Genomic DNA, 21,063 nt, shown 5'->3' with positions numbered 1-21,063 from the left:
TCTCCCCCTCGGGGAGAAGAAACAAGGGGCACCCGCTCGCCTCACTCGGCCAGCGTCAACACCAGCGGCCCGTTCTTGGTCGCCACGACCGTATGTTCATACTGCACCGTCGGCGCGCTCGGATCGCTATAGAGCGTCCATGGATCGTCATCGCCATCCTCGGCCCAATAGGCCCCCGTCGACAGGAAGGGCTCGACGGTAAACACCATGCCTTCCTGCATGATACGGCGCTCGTCCTTGTCCGGCCAGGTCGCCAGTTCCTTCGGCTCCTCATGCAGCGAACGGCCAATGCCGTGGCTCGCCAGATTGGTGATCAGCGTATAGCGGTTCTTTTTCGCAAAAGCGCCGATGGCATTGCCGATATCGGCGAAAGGCCTGCCGGTTTTCACCTGCTGCAGGCCCGTCCACATGGCGCGTTTGCCATCGCGGCAGAGGCGTTCGATTTCCTTTTTGACAGGCGGCACGGCAAAAGACGAACCGGTATCGCCGAAGAAACCGTTCTTCACGGCCGAGACATCGATATTGACGAGGTCACCCGCCTTGATGATGCGCGGCCCCGGAATGCCGTGGGCCACTTCCTCGTTGACGCTGATGCAGGTTGCCCCAGGGAACTTGTAGCAGAACTCCGGAGCAGATTGCGCGCCATTGTCCTCCAGCACCTTGCGGCCGATGGCATCCAGCTCGGCCGTGGTGATGCCGGGTTCCAGCGCGTCCGCCATGGTCTGCATGGCCACGGCGCAAAGGCGACCGATATCCTTCAGCAGAACCAGTTCTTCTTCGGTGGAAATGACCATGTCTCTGTCCGTCGTTCTGTCTGGCGGGTCTGAAAGCGCCCGCCTTGTAATAATCAGGCCGTGGCTTTCACCGGATCGGCGCTCCCCGTCAATTCTTTTCTGACGATCGGGGCGACTTTCGTACCATAAAGCTCGATGCCGCGCATGATCTGGTCGTGCGGCATCAGGCCGATGGCCATCTGCAGCAGGAAGCGATCATTCCTGAAAACGCCATGCGCCTTGATGATCTTTTCAGCCACCAGCTCCGGTTCGCCTAGGAAGAGATTGCCTTCCGGTCCGCGCGCCGCATCGAAATGGGCACGGTTCGTCGGCCCCCAGCCGCGTTCGCGGCCGATGCGGTTCATCACCTCCGCCTGCGGGCCGTAAAACTGATCGGCCGCCTTGTCGGTGGTGTCGGCAATGAAACCATGCACATTGATGCTGGTGCGCAGCCTGGTCTTTTCCTGACCCGCCCGGCGCGCAGCCTCATGGTAAAGATCAAACAGCGGCGCAAAGCGACGATATTCACCGCCGATGATGGCAAGCGCCACCGGCAGCCCCATCGCGCCAGCCCGCGCCACCGATTGCGGCGTGCCGCCGACGGCGATCCACACCGGCAGACGCTCCTGCAACGGACGCGGATAGACGCCGCGCCCATTGATGGCCGGGTGCTTGGTGCCGGACCAGGTGACGACCTCCTGTTCGCGCAGCGCCAAAAGCAGATCGAGCTTTTCAGCGAAGAGCACATCGTAATCTTCGAGATCGTAACCGAACAGCGGGTAGGATTCGATGAAGGAACCACGCCCGGCCATGATCTCGGCGCGGCCGTTCGACAGGAGGTCGACGGTTGAGAATTGCTGGAACACCCGCACCGGATCATCCGAACTCAGCACCGAGACGGCGCTCGTCAGGCGAATGTTCTTGGTCTTCACCGCGGCTGCCGCCAGCACCGTTGAGGGCGAGGACACAACATAATCCGGACGGTGATGCTCACCGAGGCCAAAAACATCGAGCCCGACCTGATCGGCAAGCTCGATTTCCTCCAGCAGATGCCTGAGACGGCGCGCGCCTTCCGGCCCGCGGCCATCGGCGGGGTTGGGATTGACATCCGCGAATGTGTAAAGACCGAGTTCCATAGGTGATACCTCTGTTTGCTTGCCTCAGAGATAGGGGCGGACGCCGCCGCAGGCAAATGCAAAATCTGGCGCAAAATCTGGATGCTTCGCTTCGAAAAAATGGATGGGCGCGACTGGATTCACCCCTCTGTCACCCTCACCCGAAATCGCGATTGCCAGCCCGCCCCCTTTGGGCATACGCTGCTTAAACATGTGCGAAGTAATGCAAAAAGGGGAAAGCATGCATCGGACAGTTATCGTGACAGGCTCTACAAGCGGTATCGGTCTTGCCATCGCGCAGAGATTTGCGCGGGAGGGCGCCAATATCGTGCTGAACGGCTTCGGCGACGAGGACGAGATCGAAAAATTGCGGCTGTTGCTGGAAGCCGAAAGCGGCGGGCGTGTGCTTTACCACCCCGCGGATATGACGAAACCGGACGAGATCGCCGACCTCATTCAGTCCTCGCATGAAAAACTCGGCTCGGTGGATGTGCTCGTCAACAATGCCGGAATCCAGCATATCGCACCCATCGAGGAATTCCCGACGGAAAAATGGGACTGGATCATCGCCATCAATCTGACCAGTTCCTTCCATACCATGCGCGCCGCGATACCGCTGATGAAGAAGGCCGGCAAGGGCCGCATCATCAACATTTCCTCGGCCCACGGCCTCGTCGCCTCACCGTTCAAATCGGCCTATGTGGCGGCCAAGCACGGTATCATGGGCCTGACGAAGACGGCAGCGCTTGAGCTTGCCCAGACCGGGGTTACCGTCAACGCCATCTGTCCCGGTTATGTGCTCACGCCGCTGGTCGAAAAGCAGATACCTGAGATGGCCAAGGTACGCGGCATCAGCGAAGAGGCGGTGAAGAACGACGTAATGCTGGAGCTGCAGGCGACCAAGCAGTTCGTCACCGTCGATGACGTGGCCACCGCCGCCGTATTTCTGGCCAGCGACGCCGCCAGCAACATCACCGGCACCCATATTTCCGTGGATGGCGGCTGGACGGCGCAATAATTGCCAGATTTTCTTTCCGTTATGGAAACAATGAATTGCCAAAACGGAAATCGATATGCGCGCAAGAGCGTGCATAGATACGTCAAGATAATCACAAGAAACCGGCTCGGCAGCCGGTCAAAACAGCAGGGCATTGCATGAAGGACGCGATCAGCTTCATCCTCAACAACGAAACGGTTTCGTTGAAGGATTTCGGACCGACGGACACGCTTCTCGATTATCTCCGCCTTAGCAAGCGGTTGACCGGGACCAAGGAAGGCTGCGCGGAAGGCGACTGCGGCGCCTGCACCGTGCTCGTCGGGCGGCTGCTCGATGGTTCGCTGCGGTATGAAAGCGTCAACGCCTGCATCCGCTTTCTTGGCTCGCTGCACGGCACCCATATCGTGACCGTCGAGCATCTTGCCGCCCGCGACGGCACGCTGCACCCCGTGCAGCAGGCCATGGTGGATTTTCACGGCTCGCAATGCGGCTTCTGCACGCCGGGTTTCATCATGTCGCTTTATGGCCTGTGGCTTACCAGCGAAAACCCCGGCCGCGCCGATATCGAAAAGGCCCTGCAAGGCAATCTCTGTCGATGCACGGGCTATGAGCCGATCGTGAAGGCCGCCGAAAAGATCGCCGCCGCGCGCCCAAGCGCGCTGTTCGACCCGCTGCAGCGCGACCGGACCGACATCATGGCAAGGCTCTGGGCGATCCGCGAAAACGAGACGATCACCGTCGTCAGAGGCGAGGACCGCACGATCATTCCGGCAACGCTTTCCGATCTGACCGAAATCTACGCCGCCGAGCCGAAGGCGACCATCGTTGCCGGCTCAACCGATGTCGGCCTGTGGGTGACGAAGCAGATGCGGGCGCTGAACCCTGTCATCTTCATCAACAATCTCGGGGATCTGCAGACCATCACCGTGGATGAAGACGGTATCACGCTCGGTGCCGGTGTCACCTACAGCCAGGCCTTCAAGACCATTGCAGAACATTTCCCACCGCTTGCCCGGCTGTTTGACCGGCTCGGCGGCGAGCAGGTGCGCAATATGGGCACCATTGGCGGCAACATCGCCAACGGTTCGCCCATCGGCGACACTCCACCGGCGTTGATCGCACTCGGCACGACGCTCACCCTGCGCTCGTCTTCTGGCAACCGCAGCCTGCCGCTGGAAAGCTATTTCATCGATTACGGCAAACAGGACCGGCTGAGCGGCGAGTTCGTCGAAAAACTCTTCATCCCGTTCCAGAAGCCGGAAAGCCGTTACGCCGTCTACAAGATTTCCAAGCGGCGCGACGAGGATATTTCCGCGCTCTGCGCCGCCTTCAACCTGACGCTTGACGCCGATGGCGCAGTCGAAGACATCCGCATCGCCTTTGGCGGCATGGCCGGCACGCCGAAACGGGCCGCACATCTGGAGGCAGCACTTCTCGGCAAAGAGTGGTCGCAGGAAACAATCGATGCGGCGCGCGATGCGCTGGATGAGGATTTCACGCCACTGACGGACTGGCGTGCGACGGCCGAATACCGGCAGCTGACTGCCAAGAACCTGCTGACGCGGTTTTTCCTTGAGACTTCAGGGGAGAAGCAGGAACTAACACGCTTCACTTTGGAGGAGGCTTGAACCATGGACACCACAAGCTTCGACAAGACCAAGACCGAAATCGACGGCCCGATGCACGCCTCGCTTCGGCACGATTCCGCCCATAAGCATGTGACCGGCAGCGCTGAATATATCGATGATATTCCCGAACCCGCCGGGCTCGTTCACGGTGCACTCGGCCTTTCCGATCGCGCGCATGCGGAAATCGTCTCAATGGACCTTTCCGAAGTGGAAGCCACGCCGGGCGTGCTCTGGGTGATGATTGGCAAGGATGTGCCCGGCGAAAACGACATCTCCTCCGGTGGCCGTCACGACGAACCGCTGCTGGCCGAAACAAAGGTGGAGTTCCACGGCCAGCCGATTTTCGCGGTCTTCGCCGAAACCCGAGATATCGCCAGAAAGGCCGCCCGCAAGGCGAAGATTACCTATAAGGACCTGCCGCATTTCACCGATATCGACACCGCGATTGAAAATGGCGGCGCGCTCGTCATCGATCCCATGACGCTCACGCGCGGCGATGCCAAGCTGGAAATGGATGTCGCGCCGCGCCGCCTGACCGGCACGATGCGGATCGGCGGGCAGGAGCATTTTTATCTCGAGAGCCACATCGCCATGGCCGTGCCCGGTGAGGATGACGAGGTAACGCTGTGGAGCTCCACCCAGCATCCGAGCGAAATCCAGCATATCGTCAGCCACATGCTTCAGGTGCCGTCCAATGCTGTCACGGTGCAGGTGCGCCGCATGGGCGGTGGCTTCGGCGGCAAGGAAACGCAGGGAAACCAGTTCGCCGCCCTTTGCGCCATTGCCGCCAAGAGGCTGAAGCGGGCCGTTAAAATCCGCCCCGACCGCGACGAGGACATGACGGCGACCGGCAAGCGCCACGATTTCCGCGTCGATTACGAGCTGGGCTTCGATGAGGAAGGCCGCATCCACGCCGTCGACGCCACCTATGCGGCGCGCTGCGGTTTTTCCTCCGATCTGTCAGGCCCGGTAACCGACCGTGCGTTGTTCCATGCCGATTCCAGCTATTTCTATCCGCATGTGCATCTGACCTCCCGGCCGCTTAAAACCCATACGGTCTCCAACACCGCCTTTCGTGGTTTCGGCGGTCCGCAGGGCATGCTCGGGGCTGAACGTTTCATCGAAGAAATCGCCTATGCCGTCGGCAAGGACCCGCTCGATATCCGCAAGCTCAATTTCTACGGAGAGACCGGCTCGGAGCGCACCACGACGCCCTATCATCAGGAGGTCGAAGACAACATCATCGCCCGCATCGTCGAGGAGCTGGAAACCTCGAGCGACTATCGCACGCGGCGAGACGCCATCATCGAGTTCAACAAAACCAGCCCGATCATCCGCAAGGGTATCGCGCTGACCCCTGTCAAATTCGGCATCTCCTTCACCATGACCGCCTTCAATCAGGCCGGTGCGCTGATGCATATCTACAATGACGGCTCCATCCATCTGAACCATGGCGGCACGGAAATGGGTCAGGGCCTTTATACCAAGGTGGCGCAGGTGGTGGCCGATGCCTTCCAGGTGGATATCGGCCGGGTAAAGATAACAGCGACGACCACAGGCAAGGTGCCGAATACCTCCGCCACTGCCGCCTCCTCCGGCTCCGATCTCAACGGCATGGCCGCCTATGACGCCGCCCGCCAGATCCGCGAGCGGCTGATCAAATTCGCCGCCGAGAACTGGAACGTCCCGGAAGAAGAGGTCGTCTTCCTGCCGAACCGGGTGCGGATCGGGCTTGAGGAAATCGCCTTCAACGACTTCATCAAGAAGGCCTATTTCGCCCGCGTGCAGCTTTCCGCCGCCGGTTTTTACAAGACCCCGAAAATCCACTGGGACCGCGCCGCCGGTCGCGGCACGCCGTTTTATTATTTCGCCTATGGCGCAGCCTGCTCGGAAGTGTCGATCGATACGCTGACCGGCGAATATATGATGGAACGCACCGATATCCTCCACGATGTCGGCAAGTCGCTGAACCCGGCCATCGATATCGGCCAGATCGAAGGCGCCTTCGTGCAAGGCATGGGCTGGCTGACGACGGAGGAATTGTGGTGGGACGGCAAGGGGCGACTGCGCACCCACGCGCCTTCCACCTACAAGATCCCGCTTGCCTCCGACCGACCGAAAAGTTTCAACGTGAAGCTGGCGGAATGGTCGGAAAATGCCGAGCCCACCATCGGCCGCTCCAAGGCCGTGGGCGAACCGCCCTTCATGCTGGCGATCTCGGTTCTCGAAGCACTCTCCATGGCCGTCGCCTCCGTTGCCGACTACAAGGTCTGCCCGCGCCTCGACGCGCCGGCAACGCCCGAGCGGGTTCTGATGGCGGTGGAACGGCTGAAGAAGGTGTGAGGGGGAGTATCCATGCGGCCGAGCCCCCTCATCCGGCGCTTTGCGCCACCTTCTCCCCGGCGGGGAGAAGAAACTTCCGGTAAGCTCCATGCTACGACCGCAACCCTTTTGAATTGCCTCGACGGTGCGGCGCATTTCTTCTCCCCGCCGGGGAGAAGGTGGCGCAAAGCGCCGGATGAGGGGGCCAGCGCCAATGCCTGACACCTCCCTGTCCGCTTTCCTCACCCGCCCTGCCCCAGCGATCCTCGTGGAAATCGAGGCCGTCAAAGGCTCGTCCCCACGCGAGGCCGGAACCTTCATGCTGGTAAGCCAGGAGGCGCTGTGGGAAACCATCGGCGGCGGGCAGTTCGAATATATGGCCATAGACCACGCCCGCGCGATGTTGAGGAGCGGCGCCGCCGAAGACCGCATGGATATTCCGCTCGGCCCGGAAATCGGCCAATGCTGCGGTGGGCGCACCCTGCTCAGGTTCCGGCTGGTAACGGCGGAAATCGCGGCAGCGCTTGAGACAAGACTAAAGGGCGAAGCCGAGCAACAGCCCGCCATCTTCATTTTCGGCGCGGGCCATGTCGGCAAGGCGCTGGCTGAGGCCCTGTCGCTCCTGCCCTTGACCCTGACTGTTGTGGAAACCCGTGAAAACGAGCTGCACGATCTTCCAGTGAACGTCACATCCGTGCTGACCCCCATGCCGGAGGCGCTCGTTGCGAAAATCCCGGTAAACGGGGCGGCCATCATCGTCACCCATGATCACGCGCTTGATTTCCTCATTGCGAAGGAAGCGCTTGTCCGCGACGATCTCGCCTATGTCGGCATGATCGGCTCCAAGACCAAACGCGCCACCTTCGCCCATTGGCTGGAGCGGGAGGGAGAGCCCCCTTCCCACCTTAAAAAACTCGTCCTGCCCATCGGCGGCAGCAGCGTCAGGGACAAGCGTCCCGCCATCATAGCGGCCCTTGTGGCAGCCGAGTTGCTGCAAGCATTTTCCGCTGCCGAAACCCGTCGCAACGAAAATCAACGCGGCCATCCTCAAGGCCAAGATCACGCCTGAGCCCGTCGGGCAGGCTTTCATCCGCCAGATTGTCCGGTGCAAGGCTTTCAAGGGTAAACCGTTCCGCAGTTCGCAGACCCGCACGCAGGCGGGACCACGCGCGCAAGATTGCTGTGCGCATGTTCGTCTCCATTTAAAAAATGTCAGAAGCTCAGTTGATGAATTGGGCTAAAAATGCTCTGTTTTTCGGATAAAAACCAATGAAACCTTTGGCCGTTGACATAAAGAGAACTTATCCATGAAAATGTCCCGCCAGTTCCCCCTGAACGCCCTGCGCGTGTTCGAAGCCGCAGCAAGGCATCTGAGCTTCACCAAGGCCGGTGAGGAACTGGGCATGACGCAGACGGCGGTCAGCTATCAGGTGAAACTGCTGGAGGAGAATGTTGGCGAGCCGCTCTTCATCAGAAAGGCGCGGCAGGTTGTGCTGACCGAGGCCGGGCAGAAACTGGCGCCGAAGGTTGCGGAAGCTTTCAACACGTTGCGGGAGGCTGTCGATAATGTGCGCGACACCTCCGACACGACCCTGACAATCCATTCCACCGCGACTTTTGCGTCGCGCTGGCTTTCGCGGCATCTGGGCGCCTTCCAGCTGGAACACCCATCAATCGCCGTGCGGCTCGACACATCAAGCACATTGATCGATTTTTCCCAGTCAGACTGCGATGTCGCCATTCGCTGGAGCAAAGATAACGGCAAAGGGCTGATCTACCATCAACTGCTGCGCGGCGTTTATACGCCGATGCTGCATCCGAGCCTTGCCGAAAGCATCGGCGGATTGCACAAACCGGAAGACCTGCTGCGCCTGCGCATCATCGATCCCGGCGATATCTGGTGGAGCCAGTGGTTTCAGGAAGTGGGCGTCGAAAATCCGGGCCTCGACCGTTATCCGCGCAGCCGCCTCAATGTGCAGGCCTTCGAAGCCGCCGCGGCAATCGCCAGCCAGGGCGTGGCCATGCTCACCCCTGAACTCTATGCCGATGAGATTGCGCTCGGCCGCCTTTATCAACCCTTCGAGCACCTCAGCAGCGAAGGAAAGAACTATTGGCTGGTCTACCCTGAAAACCGTAGGAACATTCGCAAGATAAGGCTGTTTCGCGACTGGATACTGAAGCGGACCGAAGAATGCCGCCCGCAGAAACCACATCAAAATCCCATATCCGGCGCATAAAAACAGCGCGGCGTATCTTCATCCGGAAACAGGCAGAGGTGATATTCGCCATCTTCTGATCGTCTTGCCTCGCGCTGCGACCAGCTGAAAACGTGGCGTCGCGTGACCATGCGGTGATCGCCGGGTGCGAGCGAGACCTCGTAACCGTCAGGCGTCACACGAACACTTCGCGTGGGAATCATCTGGCAGTCGCCGGTCTCGGCGTCACCATTGCAGCAGTAGCTTTCATATTTGAACCCCTTGTGGGATTCATGGGCAAGCGCAGTGGCGCTGAGCGCCAAAAGCAGGAACAGGACCGTCAGAACAAGGCGCATCGGCATGGTCTCCGTTGAAACAACGGCGGCCGCCGGAAGATCATTGCGTCCCTTTATTCAAATTTCACATCAACACCCACCCGGACACAACGGCACCGGGAACTGCGATACCTGCCCCCTGATCTGCCCCGCCCAGGGTTCGCAGCGCCCGCTTTCGGAAGAACCGCCAGCGAAACATGTCATTGAAGCCCTGCGCATCGCCGTAAAACCGGAATAGATTTCCGACGAAGCGCGCCCGAGGGCTCCGCAGCCTTATATTTTAGCACATCGGCAGACTGCACAAAGGATAATAGCTGAGTCGCGTTAGCCAGCTAAGCACAAACTATGCGGCAGGAATGAGCGGCTGCAACTTTACCGGGCTCACCCTGCCTGCATGGGCGAACTGAAACGAGATTGCGGACACAAAGGCATCGGATTGTGAGCAATCACGTTCCAGCCTTTGCTTTTCACTTTCCTAACGGTCAAATTTCTCGCAAGGTGCGCTGCACAAGGATCAGGGGAACCGCATGTACGAATACGCCATTGCGTGGGAATGGATGGCTTTTGCCGTCCGCTGGCTCCACGTCATCACCGCCATCGCCTGGATCGGCTCATCCTTTTATTTCATCGCGCTCGATCTCGGGCTGGTCAAACGGCCGCATCTGCCGCCGGGGGCCTATGGCGAGGAATGGCAGGTACATGGCGGCGGTTTCTATCACATCCAGAAATATCTGGTCGCCCCCGCCCAGATGCCCGAGCACCTGACATGGTTCAAATGGGAAAGCTACGTCACCTGGCTTTCCGGCTTCGCCATGCTGTGCATCGTTTATTATGGCGGCGCGGATCTCTTCCTGATCGATCATTCGGTGCTGGCGCTCACCCAGTTCCAGGCCATCTGTCTGTCGCTGGCATCGCTTGCCATCGGCTGGCTGTTTTACGATTTCCTCTGCAAATCGCCGCTCGGCAACAATACCTGGGGCCTGATGATCGTGCTCTATGTCGCGCTGGTGGCGATGGCGTGGGGTTATACTCAGGTTTTCACCGGCCGCGCCGCCTTCCTGCATCTCGGCGCATTTACCGCCACCATCATGTCGGCGAACGTGTTTTTCATCATCATTCCCAACCAGAAGATCGTGGTTGCGGACCTGATCGCCGGGCGCACGCCGGACCCGAAATATGGCCGCATCGCCAAACAGCGCTCGCTGCACAACAACTACCTGACGCTGCCCGTCATCTTCTTCATGCTGTCGAACCATTATCCGCTGGCTTTTGCCACGCAGTTCAACTGGATCATCGCCGCACTCGTCTTCCTGATGGGCGTCACCATCCGCCACTGGTTCAACACCACCCATGCCCGCAAGGGCAAGCCGACATGGACCTGGCTGCTGACCGCGCTCATCTTCATCGTCATCATGTGGCTTTCCACCGTGCCGAAGGTGCTGACCGGCGAGGAGGAACAGAAGGCCGCCACCCTCTCCCCCATGCAGCAGCAATTCGTCAGCGACGCCCATTTCGCCAAGGCGCGTGATGTGGTTCAGGGCCGCTGTTCCATGTGCCATGCGGCCGAGCCGGTGTGGGAAGGCGTGCCCTTCACACCCAAATCCGTGAAGCTCGAAACCGACGAACAGATCGCCGCCCACGCGCGTGAAATCTATTTGCAAGCCGGGCGCAGCCATGCCATGCCTCCCGGCAACATCACCGCCATCACCCCGGATGAGCGCAAGGTGCTGACCGCCTGGTATGAAAGCGCGGTGTCCGGGACAGGAAAAGCCGAAGGAAAGACTGAATGAGCATGGTTCTGCTGCGTGGCCGCCTGCTGAGCTTCCGCCGCGCGCCGCTCTCGATCGACGATACGCAAAGCTATCTCTATATCGAAGATGGCGGCCTGCTTCTCGAAAACGGCAACATCGCCGCCATCGGCGACTACGCCGATATTCGCAGCCAAGCGCCCGATGACATCGAGGAAAAGGATCACCGGCCGCATCTCCTCGTGCCCGGCCTGATCGACATGCACCTGCATTTCCCGCAGATGCAGGTCATCGGCTCCTATGCCGCCAATCTCCTTGAATGGCTGAATACCTATACTTTCCCGGAAGAGTGCCGCTTCGTCGAAACCGCACATGCCCAGCGCATCGCCACGCATTTTTACGATGAGCTTCTGCGCCACGGCACCACCACCGCCGCCGCCTATTGCTCCGTGCACAAGACCTCCGCCGACGCCTTCTTCACTGAGGCCATGAAGCGCAACATGCTGATGGTGGGCGGCAAGGTGATGATGGACCGCAACGCTCCGCAGGGTCTGCTGGACACGCCGGAAACCTCCTATGACGAGACGCGTCAGGTCATCGCCGACTGGCACGGCAAGGGCCGTAACCACGTCGCCATCACGCCGCGCTTCGCCATCACCTCCACCCCGAAGCAGATGGAAGCCGCACAGGCTCTGGCGCAGGAATTTCCCGATCTCTTCATCCAGACGCATCTCTCGGAAAATCTGGACGAGATCAAATACACTTGCGAGCTTTACCCCGAAGCGACCGACTATACCGACATCTATGTGCGCTATGGCCTGATGGGCAACAAGACCCTGCTCGGCCATGCCATTCACCTCTCGGAACGCGAGGCGGATGTGCTGTCGGAAACCGGCGCCGTGGCGGTGCATTGCCCCACATCGAACCTCTTTATCGGCTCCGGCCTGTTCCCGATGAAGAAGCTGCAACGTCGCGAAAAGCCGGTGCGGATCGCGGTTGCGACCGATATCGGCGGTGGATCGAGCTATTCGATGCTGCGCACCATGGATGAGGCCTACAAGGTCCAGCAATTGCTGGGCGAGCGCCTGAACCCGCTGGAAAGCTGGTATCTGATGACGCGCGGCAATGCCGAAGCTCTCTCCATGGTCGACCGCATCGGCACGCTCGACGCCGGCACGGACGCCGACATCACCGTGCTCAACGCCTCCTCCACCCCCGCCATGGCGCTGAAGATGGAAGTGGTGAAAAGCCTGACGGAAGAACTGTTCCTGATGCTGACCATGGGCGACGACCGCACGGTGGTTGAGACCTATGTGGCCGGCAAGGCGATGAAGAGCGTGCTGGCATAGTTCGGCTGGGGCCGAAACATTCGCTCATGGCCCTCATGTATCAGTGGCCTGTCAAATCGAGCGGGTGCCGCGTGTTTCTTCTCCCCGGCGGGGAGAAGTCCGCGGCAGCGGGATGAGGGGGCAAGCTCTCGATTTATCGCCGACGTCGCCCCCTCATCCGACCCTTCGGGCCACCTTCTCCCCAGCGGGGAGAAGAAACCGTGCCGCACCCGCTCGCTTTCTATGTCTGGCTGGCACCCCCGGCCAAAATGCGAATGACCTCTGGAGTGCGCCCGTGCCGGATTTAGACACAACCACCATGCTGATGGTTTTTGCCACCTTCACCGTCGCAGGCATCGTCAAGGGTGTCACCGGCATGGGGCTGCCCACCGTCGCCATGGGCGTGCTTGGCCTCTTCATGCCGCCGGTTGTTGCCGCAGGGCTTCTCATCCTCCCTTCCTTCATCACCAATATCTGGCAATTGCTGGCCGGCCCGGATTTCAGGGCTATCGTGGCGCGGCTCTGGCCGATGATGATCGCCATCGCCGCCGGCACGCTTCTCAGCGTCCGGCTGATGACGGCAGGCGCCGGCATCTGGACCACCTCGGCGCTCGGCCTGTGCCTTGCGGCTTATGCGGCCTACAGCCTTTTCGCAAAGCCCTTCGCCATTCCTGCGAGACTGGAACCGAAGCTCTCCCCCACCATTGGGCTGGCGACCGGCCTGTTGACCGGCGGAACCGGGATTTTCGTCGTTCCCGCAGTGCCCTATATCCAGTCGCTCGGTTTTGCCCGCGACGATCTCGTGCAGGCGCTCGGCCTTTCCTTCACCGTTTCCACCGTGGCACTCGCCGCAGGCCTCGCCTCGCAAGGCGCCTTCCACGTCGAGCATCTGTCACTGTCCGCGCTCGCCATCCTGCCGGCGCTTCTCGGCATGTGGCTCGGCCAGAAGATCCGCAACATCGTCAGCCCTGCGACATTCCGGCGCTGGTTCCTCATCTGCCTGCTTTTATTGGGGGCCGAACTGTTTTTGCGGGCTTTCTGGTGATCAACCCCGTCGATTTTGATGTTGCAGCCATCCCATTCATGTTATGTGAAGCCATCATTCAAATGTGAAGGCTTTATCCATGGGCAAAATCCTGACCATAGCGGACCTGAAGCAACAGGCTCAGCGCCGTGTGCCAAAAATGTTTTTCGATTACGCCGATAGCGGCGCGTGGACGGAAGGCACCTACCGCGCCAATGAGGAGGATTTTTCGAAGATAAAGCTGCGCCAGCGCGTGCTGGTGGATATGACTGACCGGTCGCTGGCGACCGAAATGGTCGGCGAGAAGGTTTCGATGCCGGTAGCCCTCTCCCCCACCGGCCTCACGGGCATGCAGCATGCCGATGGCGAAATGCTGGCCGCACAAGCGGCGGAGGAATTCGGCGTGCCCTTCACGCTCTCCACCATGAGCATCTGCTCCATCGAGGATGTCGCTTCCGTCACCTCGAAACCCTTCTGGTTCCAGCTTTACGTGATGAAGGACCGGGACTTCGTCAATAATCTGATCGACCGCGCCAAGGCCGCCGGCTGCTCGGCACTGGTGCTGACGCTCGACCTGCAAATTCTCGGCCAGCGCCACAAGGATTTGCGCAACGGCCTCTCCGCACCGCCGAAATTCACCCCGAAACATATCTGGCAGATGGCGACCCGGCCGAAATGGTGCATGGACATGGCTCGCACCAAGCGCCGCAGCTTCGGCAATATCGTCGGCCACGCCAGGAATGTCTCCGACCTCTCCTCGCTCTCCTCCTGGACTGCCGAGCAATTCGATCCGCGCCTGTCGTGGAAAGATGTCGAATGGATCAAGCAGCGCTGGGGCGGCAAGCTGATCCTCAAGGGCATCCTTGACGAGGAAGATGCGCGCGCCTCTGTCGATACCGGCGCGGACGCCATCATCGTCTCCAACCATGGCGGCCGCCAGCTCGACGGCGCGCATTCCTCCATCGCGATGCTGCCGAAGATCGTCGACGCCGTCGGCGACAGGGTCGAGGTGCATATGGATGGCGGCATCCGCTCCGGCCAGGATGTGCTGAAAGCGGTCGCGCTCGGCGCCAGGGGCACCTATATCGGCCGCCCGTTCCTTTATGGCCTCGGTGCCGATGGCAAACAGGGCGTGACCACCGCTCTCGAGATCATCCGCAAGGAAATGGATGTCAGCATGGCGCTTTGCGGCAAGCGGCTGATTACGGATGTGGACCGCAGCATTCTGGCTTGATGATGCCTCAAAGCCGGGCGCGTCAGAAAGTCCTACCCTAAGCCGCCTCCCTCATCCCTCCACCCTCATCCTTGTGACAAGCACAGGAATGAGGGTGGAGGAATGCCGTCAATGCCCCACCGTCTTCGAAAACACATTCACGATCACCACGCCGGTCACGATGAAACCGAGGCCGATGACAGCCGCGAGGTCCAGCGTCTGGCGGAAAACAAAATACCCGATGCCGGAAATCAGCACGATGCCGAGCCCGCTCCAGATCGCATAGGCCACACCAACCGGCATCGCCCGCAGCGTGAATGACAGGAGATAAAAGGCCGCACCGTAAAACAGCGCCATCAGCACTGTCGGCAGCAACCGGGTGAATTGCTGCGACTGCTGCAGGAAAGAGGTGGCGATGACCTCGCAGACAATGGCCGCGACGAGCGCCCCATAGGTGAAGATTGCCGCGTTCATCGTTCCATTTCCTTCTTCGTCTGGGCGATCATCCGGGCCTTGAGAGCCGCCCTGTCGCCACCTGCCCTGCCGTCATCGGCCAGAAGATCGGCAAACCAGATGCCGTCAGCTGCAAGCCTCACGAGCTCCAATATCACCCCCTCATCCGTTTCCTTGTGACGGATGAGACGTCCTTCGTACCAGCTGGCCCACATGCGCCGAAGCGACGGTTCACCGACCATCGATACCGATAACGCAGCCCACTGCCTGCCCGATTCCCGGTCGCGATCGGCAAAAACCGCGTTCACATAGGCCCGGGTGAAGCATCCATGGGCTTCACGATCCTGTGAGATGAGCACGTCGATTTCCGCATCCAGCGCCGAAAGAAGGTCCGCCATGACAGCTTCCAGCAACGCCTGCTTGGAGGCGAAATGGTGAAACAGCCCACCCTTCGTCACCCCCGCCGCGTCCGCCACCGCCTGCACGGAAAGCGCCGCAACACCTTGGTCAGCAGCAAGTTTCGCCGCGCAATCGAGAAGATTGCGGCGCACGATCTCAGGCTGCTTTTTGCGTTCATGTGCATTTGTCATGGCGATAAACATACCGTATGGTTGGTTTCTTTTCAAGAAAATTGTGAGGGCACCCATCGGGTTGAATTTCATACTTAATTAAGCATGAAAGCGATCTCTAAAGTTTTAGCGGTTTTGTTGCCGGAAAGTGTCAGTAAAACTTCGCTCATTGCGGCGATCGAACAAAAGGGGTGGATTATGTCGGGAACGGTCAAACGGGGAATGGCGGGTGCATGGGTCTTCGCACTCACCTTCTTTTGCGCGATCCTCTCATTGCAGGCATCGCCTGCGCAGGCCGGTTACGCCCACTTCATCATGGATGCCAATACCGGCAAGGTGCTGGCCGCCCGCAATGCCGATGTGCTCAATCACCCCGCCTCACTCACTAAGATGATGACGCTTTACCTGACCTTTGAGGCGTTGCACGCCGGCCGGCTTCGCTGGGACCAGAAGATAACGATGTCCAAGAATGGCGCAGCCGTTATCCCCTCGAAGCTCTATGTGCGGCAGGGCCAGACCTTCACCGTGCGCGAAGCCGTCTACGGCATGATCGTCAAATCCGCCAATGACATGGCCGAAGGCATGGGCGATCACCTCGGCGGCTCCGAGACGCGGTTCGCCGAAATGATGACCCGCAAGGCCCGCCAGCTCGGCATGACGAAGACGGTGTTCCGCAACGCCTCCGGCCTGCCCAGCAAATCGCAGGTGACGACCGCGCGCGACATGGCGAAACTCGGCCTTGCACTGCAGCGCGACTTTCCCAGGGAATACGGCCTCTTCGCCATGGAATCCTTCAGTTTCCGGGGCAAGCGCATCCGCGGCCATAACAATCTGATGTATCGTTATCAGGGCATGGACGGCATCAAGACCGGTTATACCAACGCATCAGGTTTCAACCTCGTCAGCGCCATCAATCACAATGGCCGCCGCGTCGTCGGCGTCGTGCTGGGCGGCAAGACCGCGCGCAGCCGCGATGCGCAGATGGCCGCCCTTCTCGACAAGGCCGTGCCGCAGGCATCGAGAAGCCGCAACACCGAGCAGCTCGTCGCCAGCGCCAGTGTCAGCCGCACCTTCGATGTGCCGCCCGCAGCCGTGCCGCTCCCCATGTTTGCCGAACGCCGTTCCGACCCGGTCGCCATGCAGATCGCCACGGCCAACAACCAGATGGCCGACATGATCCAGGTCTCCGCCATTCCGAAACCCGCCCCTGCCGCCGCCATTGGCCAGCCCACGGGCCAAAGAAGCCGCTGGGAAGTGCAGATTGCCGCAACCGACAGCGAAGCCGCCGCGCGCTCGCTGCTCGCCAATGCCCGTTCCAACATTGGCAGCTATGCTGGGATCGCTCCCTATACCGAAGCCGTGCAGAGCGGATCGGCGACGCTCTACCGCGCCCGCTTCACCGGCTTCGAAGACCAGTCTTCGGCCGTATCCGCGTGCAAGGAACTGAAGGCGCAATCCTATGCCTGCGTGGTGATGACCAGCGAGGGGTGATCCCTAGCGCTTCAGCCAGCCGTTCTCCAGCGCATCGGCCAGATAGGGAATACCGTTGACCCGCGCCATTTCGGACATCGCCAGGTTGTCGTAACGGATATTCCGGAAATAGACCTGCCAACCGCGCCCGGTCTCTTCCAGCACGGCATAGGTGGCGAGCGGGTGACCCACCTCGACGTGATGATCGAAAGGCGTGTCGTCTTTCCAGCCGGGGCAACCGACGCTGCCGGGATTGACGATCAGCCGACCATCGGAAAGCTGCACGGTACGGGGAATATGCGTGTGGCCGCACAGCATCAGCGGCTGGGTGATGCCTTCAGCCATGGCTTCGATTTCGGCGAGCGGCCGCAGTTTCAGAACGCCTTCCGGCGACAGCGTCTCGAGCCAATATTCCAGATCGCCGCGCGGTGAGCCGTGGCAGCAATAGGCGACGTCCTTGAACACCATGCTGAACGGCAGCGTTTGCAGCCAGTCCAGATGGGCTGCGCTCAGCTGCGCGTGCGCTGGCCTTTCCCAGCTCCCCATCTCCTCCGGCGCGCGCTCGATCAGCTCGCGGTCATGATTGCCGCGAATGCTGGGTATCCAGTTGCCAACAAGCACATCGCCGGTAAATCCCGCTTCCAGCGGACCGCTGAAACAATCACCGAGATTGACGATGTCCTTGATGCCGAGCCTGGCGATATCCTCCAGCACGGCTTCGAGGGCGGCGCAGTTTCCGTGAATATCGGCAATGGCGGCAAAGATCATGGCGATCAGCTTCCTCGATAGGTGGAATAGCTATAGGGCGAAAGCAAAAGCGGCACATGGTAATGGCCGCTCTCATCAGCAATGCCGAAACGGATTGGGACAATGTCGAGAAAGGCCGGTTCCGGCAGCACAACGCCCTTGCCGCGCAGATAATCGCCGGCATGGAAAACCAGTTCATATTCGCCGGCCTTGAAACTGTCGCCGGCAAGCAGCGGCCCGCCATCAACACGGCCGTCGTTATTGGTCTTCACCGTCTTCAGCTTCTCGCGGCGATCACCGGAGAGCCGGTAAAGCTCGATCACCAGCCCTTCGGCGGGTGTGCCATGGGCGGCATCAAGCACATGGGTTGTCAAACCGGTCATAGACTGGGCTCCGCGATCATATAGGGCTCATCGAAAAAATACTCTTCCAGATTGTTGCCCGGTCCCTCGCGGTCGGCAACAAGAAAATCAGAGACCGCCTGCAACGGCATCAGCGGATAATGCCAGACATTGCGGCGGTAATTCACACCCTGGTCCCCGCGCGCCAGAAATACCTGCGGCCGCGCCGGACGGCCTCCGTCATCTTCCGCAACGACGACGAGGAAAGGCCTGCTGGACAGCGGCGAAAAACTCTGGCTGCCGAGCGGATGCCGCTCCATCATCTCGATGTTATGCGGGAACACCCGCGGCTGCCCCCGGAAGATGTTGAGGATGATGCGTGCGCCCTCGCCCGCCGCCTCGGGTGCGGCAAGCGCATGATGCCGTTCGGTCTGGCCGCCATTGATGTGCCGCATGGAGGAAGGCGTGATTTCGATCACATCGCCGAAGGATGCGAATGCCTCTTTGGTGAGGGGTTTTATGTCGAGAAAATCGGTCAAATGTCATTCACCTTGGGCATGCCAGTTTTGCAGAAGTAAGAGTCTGTCCTGAAGATCCGGTATAGCCGTCTGTGTCGTATCCCAAACGGTTTCCAGATTGATGCTCAGATATCCGTGCGCGATCCTGTTCTGCATGCCGCGCATCTTGACCCACGGGATATCCGGAAAATCCGCCACGAAAGCCGGAAACTCTTCCATTATCCGCGCCGTCGTTTCGCCGATAATCAGAAGGTTCATCGCCACCGCCCGTTGACGGACCAGGTCAGCCAGAAATTCGTCCTTTGTCTTCAATCGAACGAAGTCGATGGTTTCCGAAGCAATCTGTCTGATGTCCTGAAGATAAACATGCAGTCGCTCGGCGCTCATACAGGCTTCGCTTCCTGTAGAACCTTCACACGGACGCGCTCGGGAAAGTCCCCCGGCGTCAATAGATGAATTCCTGTGCCGCGCATGATGGCTGATAGCTCTTCCAACAGGCCCCCCAGATCGAACAAGGTGGCACCCGGCAATGCATCCACCAGAATATCGAGATCGCTGTCTGGCCGGTCCTCACCGCGGGCGACGGAGCCGAACACGCGCGGGTTTGCCGCGTTGAAGCGCTTCGTCGCTTCGCGGATCGCTTCCCTGTTCTTTTCCAGCACCTCGGAAGGTCTCATGATCTCCATCTCCAGTCAGCGCGATCCTAACAGAACGACCCCAACTCGCCAATTCAGCCTTCCGGCAGCATCGCGGAAAGACGCAGCCAGGCGATCTTTTCCACCTGCGCCGTCGCAGTCTCAAATTCTTCGGCCGCGCCGTTGCCGACACGTGTCTCGAATGCCGAGAGAATATCGTGCCTGTTCAGCCCCTTGACCGCGATGATGAAGGGAAAGCCGAATTTTTCGGTATAGGCGCTGTTCAATTCGGTAAAACGGGCGTGTTCTTCCGGGGTAAGACGGTCCAGCCCCGCACCGGCCTGTTCGTTGCGGCTGTCGGCTGTCAACTCGCCCGCGATCGCCAGCTTGCCGGCAAGATCGGGATGCGCCCGCAACACGCCGAGCCTTTCCGCCTCGGAAGTGACGCGAAACTGCCCGCTAAGCGCAGCGTGAACCGCCTTCGCCGTCAGTTCCAGGCCCGCTCCGCCGGCATCATAGGCCCGTTCTGCGATGAAGGGCGAATGTTCGAACACGCCGCCGAAGCGGGCAACAAAGTCCTCACGCGTCACCATCAGAGCGCCTCCGGCTTGTGATGCTCATGCCAGTGACGGGCGATCTCGATGCGCTGCGGGATCCACACTTTCTCATGGCCGAGCACATATTCGATGAAACGGCGAAGTGCTGCCGCGCGGCCGGGACGGCCGACAAGGCGGCAATGCAGGCCGACGCTCATCATCTTCGGCGCGCCCTCGACACCTTCCTGATAAAGCACATCGAAAGCATCCTTCAGATAGGTGAAGAACTGGTCGCCGGAATTGAACCCCTGCGGCGTGGCGAAACGCATATCGTTGGTTTCAAGCGTATAGGGAATGATCAGGAAAGGCTCATCCTTCGCGCCCTTCACCCAATAGGGCAGATCGTCGGCATAGGAGTCCGACGAATAGAGGAAACCGCCCTCTTCCATGACAAGACGCAGCGTATTGTCGGAAGGCTTGCCCTGATACATGCCGTAGGGACGCTCGCCGGTAACCTCCGTGTGCAGACGCACGGCTTCGACTATGTGCTTGCGCTCCTCCTCTTCGGAAAAATCCTTGTATTCCAGCCAACGGTAACCGTGGCTGGCGATTTCCCATCCCGCTTCCTTCATCGCCGCAACGGCTTCGGGGTTGCGGGCCATGGCGGCCGTCACGCCATAAACGGTGGTGGTGACGCCGAGACCGGTGAACATGCGCCACAGCCGCCAGAAGCCGGCGCGCGAGCCATATTCGTAAATCGATTCCATGTTCAGGTTGCGCTGGCCGGGCCAGGGCTGCGCACCGACGATTTCCGACAGCAGCGATTCCGACGCCTTGTCATTGTCGAGAATGCAGCTCTCGCCGCCCTCCTCGTAATTGATGACGAACTGCACGGCGATGCGCGCGCCGCCCGGCCATTTCGGATCGGGAACATTGCGACCGTAGCCCACCAGATTGCGGGAGTAATTTTCGGAAATCATTCAGCCACCCAGACCATCTCTCCCAAAGCGGAAACCGATCAGGGAGACATAAAACAGACCTCTGAAGCGCGATGACACCGAGGGAGCACAACACACGCTTCAGATATGCGATATCCGAACGGTAGCATCCGCATCC

The 21,063-nt window shown here is 60.1% G+C and carries 22 protein-coding genes; 10 read left to right on the top strand and 12 right to left on the bottom strand.

Annotation, left to right across the window (positions count from 1 at the left end):
* Nucleotides 1–41 precede the first annotated feature (41 nt).
* On the bottom strand, nt 42–794 hold the full coding sequence (gene map / locus CFB10_RS13050) for a type I methionyl aminopeptidase (protein ID WP_003510360.1): 753 nt from the start codon (nt 792–794) through the stop codon (nt 42–44).
* A 53-nt stretch (nt 795–847) separates the two neighbouring features.
* On the bottom strand, nt 848–1,909 hold the full coding sequence (locus CFB10_RS13045) for an LLM class flavin-dependent oxidoreductase (RefSeq protein WP_020011433.1): 1,062 nt from the start codon (nt 1,907–1,909) through the stop codon (nt 848–850).
* A 220-nt stretch (nt 1,910–2,129) separates the two neighbouring features.
* Here CFB10_RS13045 and CFB10_RS13035 point away from each other — a divergent pair, with 220 nt between their 5' ends.
* The 5 genes from CFB10_RS13035 to CFB10_RS13015 all read left to right on the top strand — a co-directional run bounded on the left by CFB10_RS13035 (nt 2,130) and on the right by CFB10_RS13015 (nt 9,072).
* A complete protein-coding gene (locus CFB10_RS13035) occupies nt 2,130–2,906 on the top strand; it encodes a 3-hydroxybutyrate dehydrogenase (RefSeq protein ID WP_026363884.1) in 777 nt (258 codons plus the stop codon).
* Nucleotides 2,907–3,043: 137 nt separating this feature from the next.
* Nucleotides 3,044–4,513: a xanthine dehydrogenase small subunit gene (xdhA, locus tag CFB10_RS13030; protein WP_020011436.1), complete on the top strand. Its 1,470-nt coding sequence runs from the start codon at nt 3,044–3,046 to the stop codon at nt 4,511–4,513.
* A 3-nt stretch (nt 4,514–4,516) separates the two neighbouring features.
* Nucleotides 4,517–6,856: a xanthine dehydrogenase molybdopterin binding subunit gene (xdhB, locus tag CFB10_RS13025; RefSeq protein WP_020011437.1), complete on the top strand. Its 2,340-nt coding sequence runs from the start codon at nt 4,517–4,519 to the stop codon at nt 6,854–6,856.
* 193 nt (nt 6,857–7,049) lie between these two features.
* Nucleotides 7,050–7,904, top strand: a complete 855-nt coding sequence (gene xdhC / locus CFB10_RS13020) for a xanthine dehydrogenase accessory protein XdhC (protein ID WP_026363885.1) — start codon at nt 7,050–7,052, stop codon at nt 7,902–7,904.
* A 238-nt stretch (nt 7,905–8,142) separates the two neighbouring features.
* A complete protein-coding gene (locus CFB10_RS13015; protein WP_020011439.1) occupies nt 8,143–9,072 on the top strand; it encodes a LysR substrate-binding domain-containing protein in 930 nt (309 codons plus the stop codon).
* Here the strand turns inward: CFB10_RS13015 and CFB10_RS13010 are convergent.
* Nucleotides 9,048–9,386, bottom strand: a complete 339-nt coding sequence (locus CFB10_RS13010) for a hypothetical protein (RefSeq protein WP_026363886.1) — start codon at nt 9,384–9,386, stop codon at nt 9,048–9,050. The two genes, CFB10_RS13015 and CFB10_RS13010, sit on opposite strands and share 25 nt — an antisense overlap.
* Nucleotides 9,387–9,892: 506 nt before the next feature.
* Here CFB10_RS13010 and puuD point away from each other — a divergent pair.
* The 4 genes from puuD (at nt 9,893) to CFB10_RS12990 (ending at nt 14,699) form a co-directional block, all read left to right on the top strand.
* A complete protein-coding gene (puuD, locus tag CFB10_RS13005; RefSeq protein ID WP_003510343.1) occupies nt 9,893–11,155 on the top strand; it encodes a urate hydroxylase PuuD in 1,263 nt (420 codons plus the stop codon).
* On the top strand, nt 11,152–12,462 hold the full coding sequence (gene guaD / locus CFB10_RS13000) for a guanine deaminase (RefSeq protein ID WP_020011441.1): 1,311 nt from the start codon (nt 11,152–11,154) through the stop codon (nt 12,460–12,462). Before puuD ends, guaD begins: the two co-directional genes overlap by 4 nt.
* Nucleotides 12,463–12,766: 304 nt before the next feature.
* A complete protein-coding gene (locus tag CFB10_RS12995) occupies nt 12,767–13,486 on the top strand; it encodes a sulfite exporter TauE/SafE family protein (RefSeq protein ID WP_081629638.1) in 720 nt (239 codons plus the stop codon).
* Between the two features lie 79 nt (nt 13,487–13,565).
* A complete protein-coding gene (locus CFB10_RS12990) occupies nt 13,566–14,699 on the top strand; it encodes an alpha-hydroxy acid oxidase (RefSeq protein ID WP_020011443.1) in 1,134 nt (377 codons plus the stop codon).
* 108 nt (nt 14,700–14,807) lie between these two features.
* Here the strand turns inward: CFB10_RS12990 and CFB10_RS12985 are convergent, their stop codons facing one another.
* Both CFB10_RS12985 and CFB10_RS12980 read right to left on the bottom strand, forming a co-directional pair.
* Nucleotides 14,808–15,140 carry a multidrug efflux SMR transporter gene (locus CFB10_RS12985; RefSeq protein WP_371258472.1) on the bottom strand — a complete coding sequence of 111 codons (333 nt, stop codon included), beginning with the start codon at nt 15,138–15,140 and terminating at the stop codon, nt 14,808–14,810.
* Between the two features lie 8 nt (nt 15,141–15,148).
* Nucleotides 15,149–15,733 (bottom strand): TetR/AcrR family transcriptional regulator, encoded by a 585-nt coding sequence (locus CFB10_RS12980; protein WP_020011445.1) that lies wholly within the window; start codon nt 15,731–15,733, stop codon nt 15,149–15,151.
* A gap of 189 nt (nt 15,734–15,922) precedes the next feature.
* Between CFB10_RS12980 and CFB10_RS12975 the strand changes: the two genes are divergently transcribed.
* Nucleotides 15,923–17,191 (top strand): D-alanyl-D-alanine carboxypeptidase, encoded by a 1,269-nt coding sequence (locus CFB10_RS12975; protein WP_020011446.1) that lies wholly within the window; start codon nt 15,923–15,925, stop codon nt 17,189–17,191.
* Nucleotides 17,192–17,194: 3 nt separating this feature from the next.
* Here the strand turns inward: CFB10_RS12975 and CFB10_RS12970 are convergent, their stop codons facing one another.
* Genes CFB10_RS12970 through puuE form a run of 7 tightly spaced genes read right to left on the bottom strand, consistent with a single transcriptional unit; the run spans nt 17,195 to nt 20,927 of the window.
* Nucleotides 17,195–17,938 carry a metallophosphoesterase gene (locus CFB10_RS12970; protein ID WP_020011447.1) on the bottom strand — a complete coding sequence of 248 codons (744 nt, stop codon included), beginning with the start codon at nt 17,936–17,938 and terminating at the stop codon, nt 17,195–17,197.
* Nucleotides 17,939–17,943: 5 nt separating this feature from the next.
* Nucleotides 17,944–18,300, bottom strand: coding sequence for a hydroxyisourate hydrolase (uraH, locus tag CFB10_RS12965; RefSeq protein ID WP_020011448.1), 357 nt, complete (start codon nt 18,298–18,300; stop codon nt 17,944–17,946).
* Entirely contained in the window at nt 18,297–18,797 is a 501-nt protein-coding gene (locus CFB10_RS12960) for an ureidoglycolate lyase (RefSeq protein ID WP_020011449.1), read from the bottom strand. The genes uraH and CFB10_RS12960 overlap by 4 nt, the downstream gene beginning before the upstream one ends.
* Before the next feature lie 3 nt (nt 18,798–18,800).
* Nucleotides 18,801–19,163 carry a DUF86 domain-containing protein gene (locus CFB10_RS12955; RefSeq protein ID WP_020011450.1) on the bottom strand — a complete coding sequence of 121 codons (363 nt, stop codon included), beginning with the start codon at nt 19,161–19,163 and terminating at the stop codon, nt 18,801–18,803.
* Nucleotides 19,160–19,453 (bottom strand): nucleotidyltransferase family protein, encoded by a 294-nt coding sequence (locus CFB10_RS12950; protein ID WP_026363888.1) that lies wholly within the window; start codon nt 19,451–19,453, stop codon nt 19,160–19,162. Before CFB10_RS12950 ends, CFB10_RS12955 begins: the two co-directional genes overlap by 4 nt.
* A 53-nt stretch (nt 19,454–19,506) precedes the next feature.
* A complete protein-coding gene (gene uraD, locus CFB10_RS12945) occupies nt 19,507–20,004 on the bottom strand; it encodes a 2-oxo-4-hydroxy-4-carboxy-5-ureidoimidazoline decarboxylase (RefSeq protein WP_020011452.1) in 498 nt (165 codons plus the stop codon).
* A complete protein-coding gene (gene puuE, locus CFB10_RS12940; RefSeq protein ID WP_020011453.1) occupies nt 20,004–20,927 on the bottom strand; it encodes an allantoinase PuuE in 924 nt (307 codons plus the stop codon). Before puuE ends, uraD begins: the two co-directional genes overlap by 1 nt.
* Between the last annotated feature and the right edge of the window lie 136 nt (nt 20,928–21,063).

Source organism: Agrobacterium sp. 719_389 (assembly GCF_900188475.1).
GTDB lineage: Bacteria > Pseudomonadota > Alphaproteobacteria > Rhizobiales > Rhizobiaceae > Agrobacterium > Agrobacterium radiobacter.
Note: the sequence above shows the minus strand (reverse complement) of the source record. Positions and strands in the feature narration are given on the sequence as shown.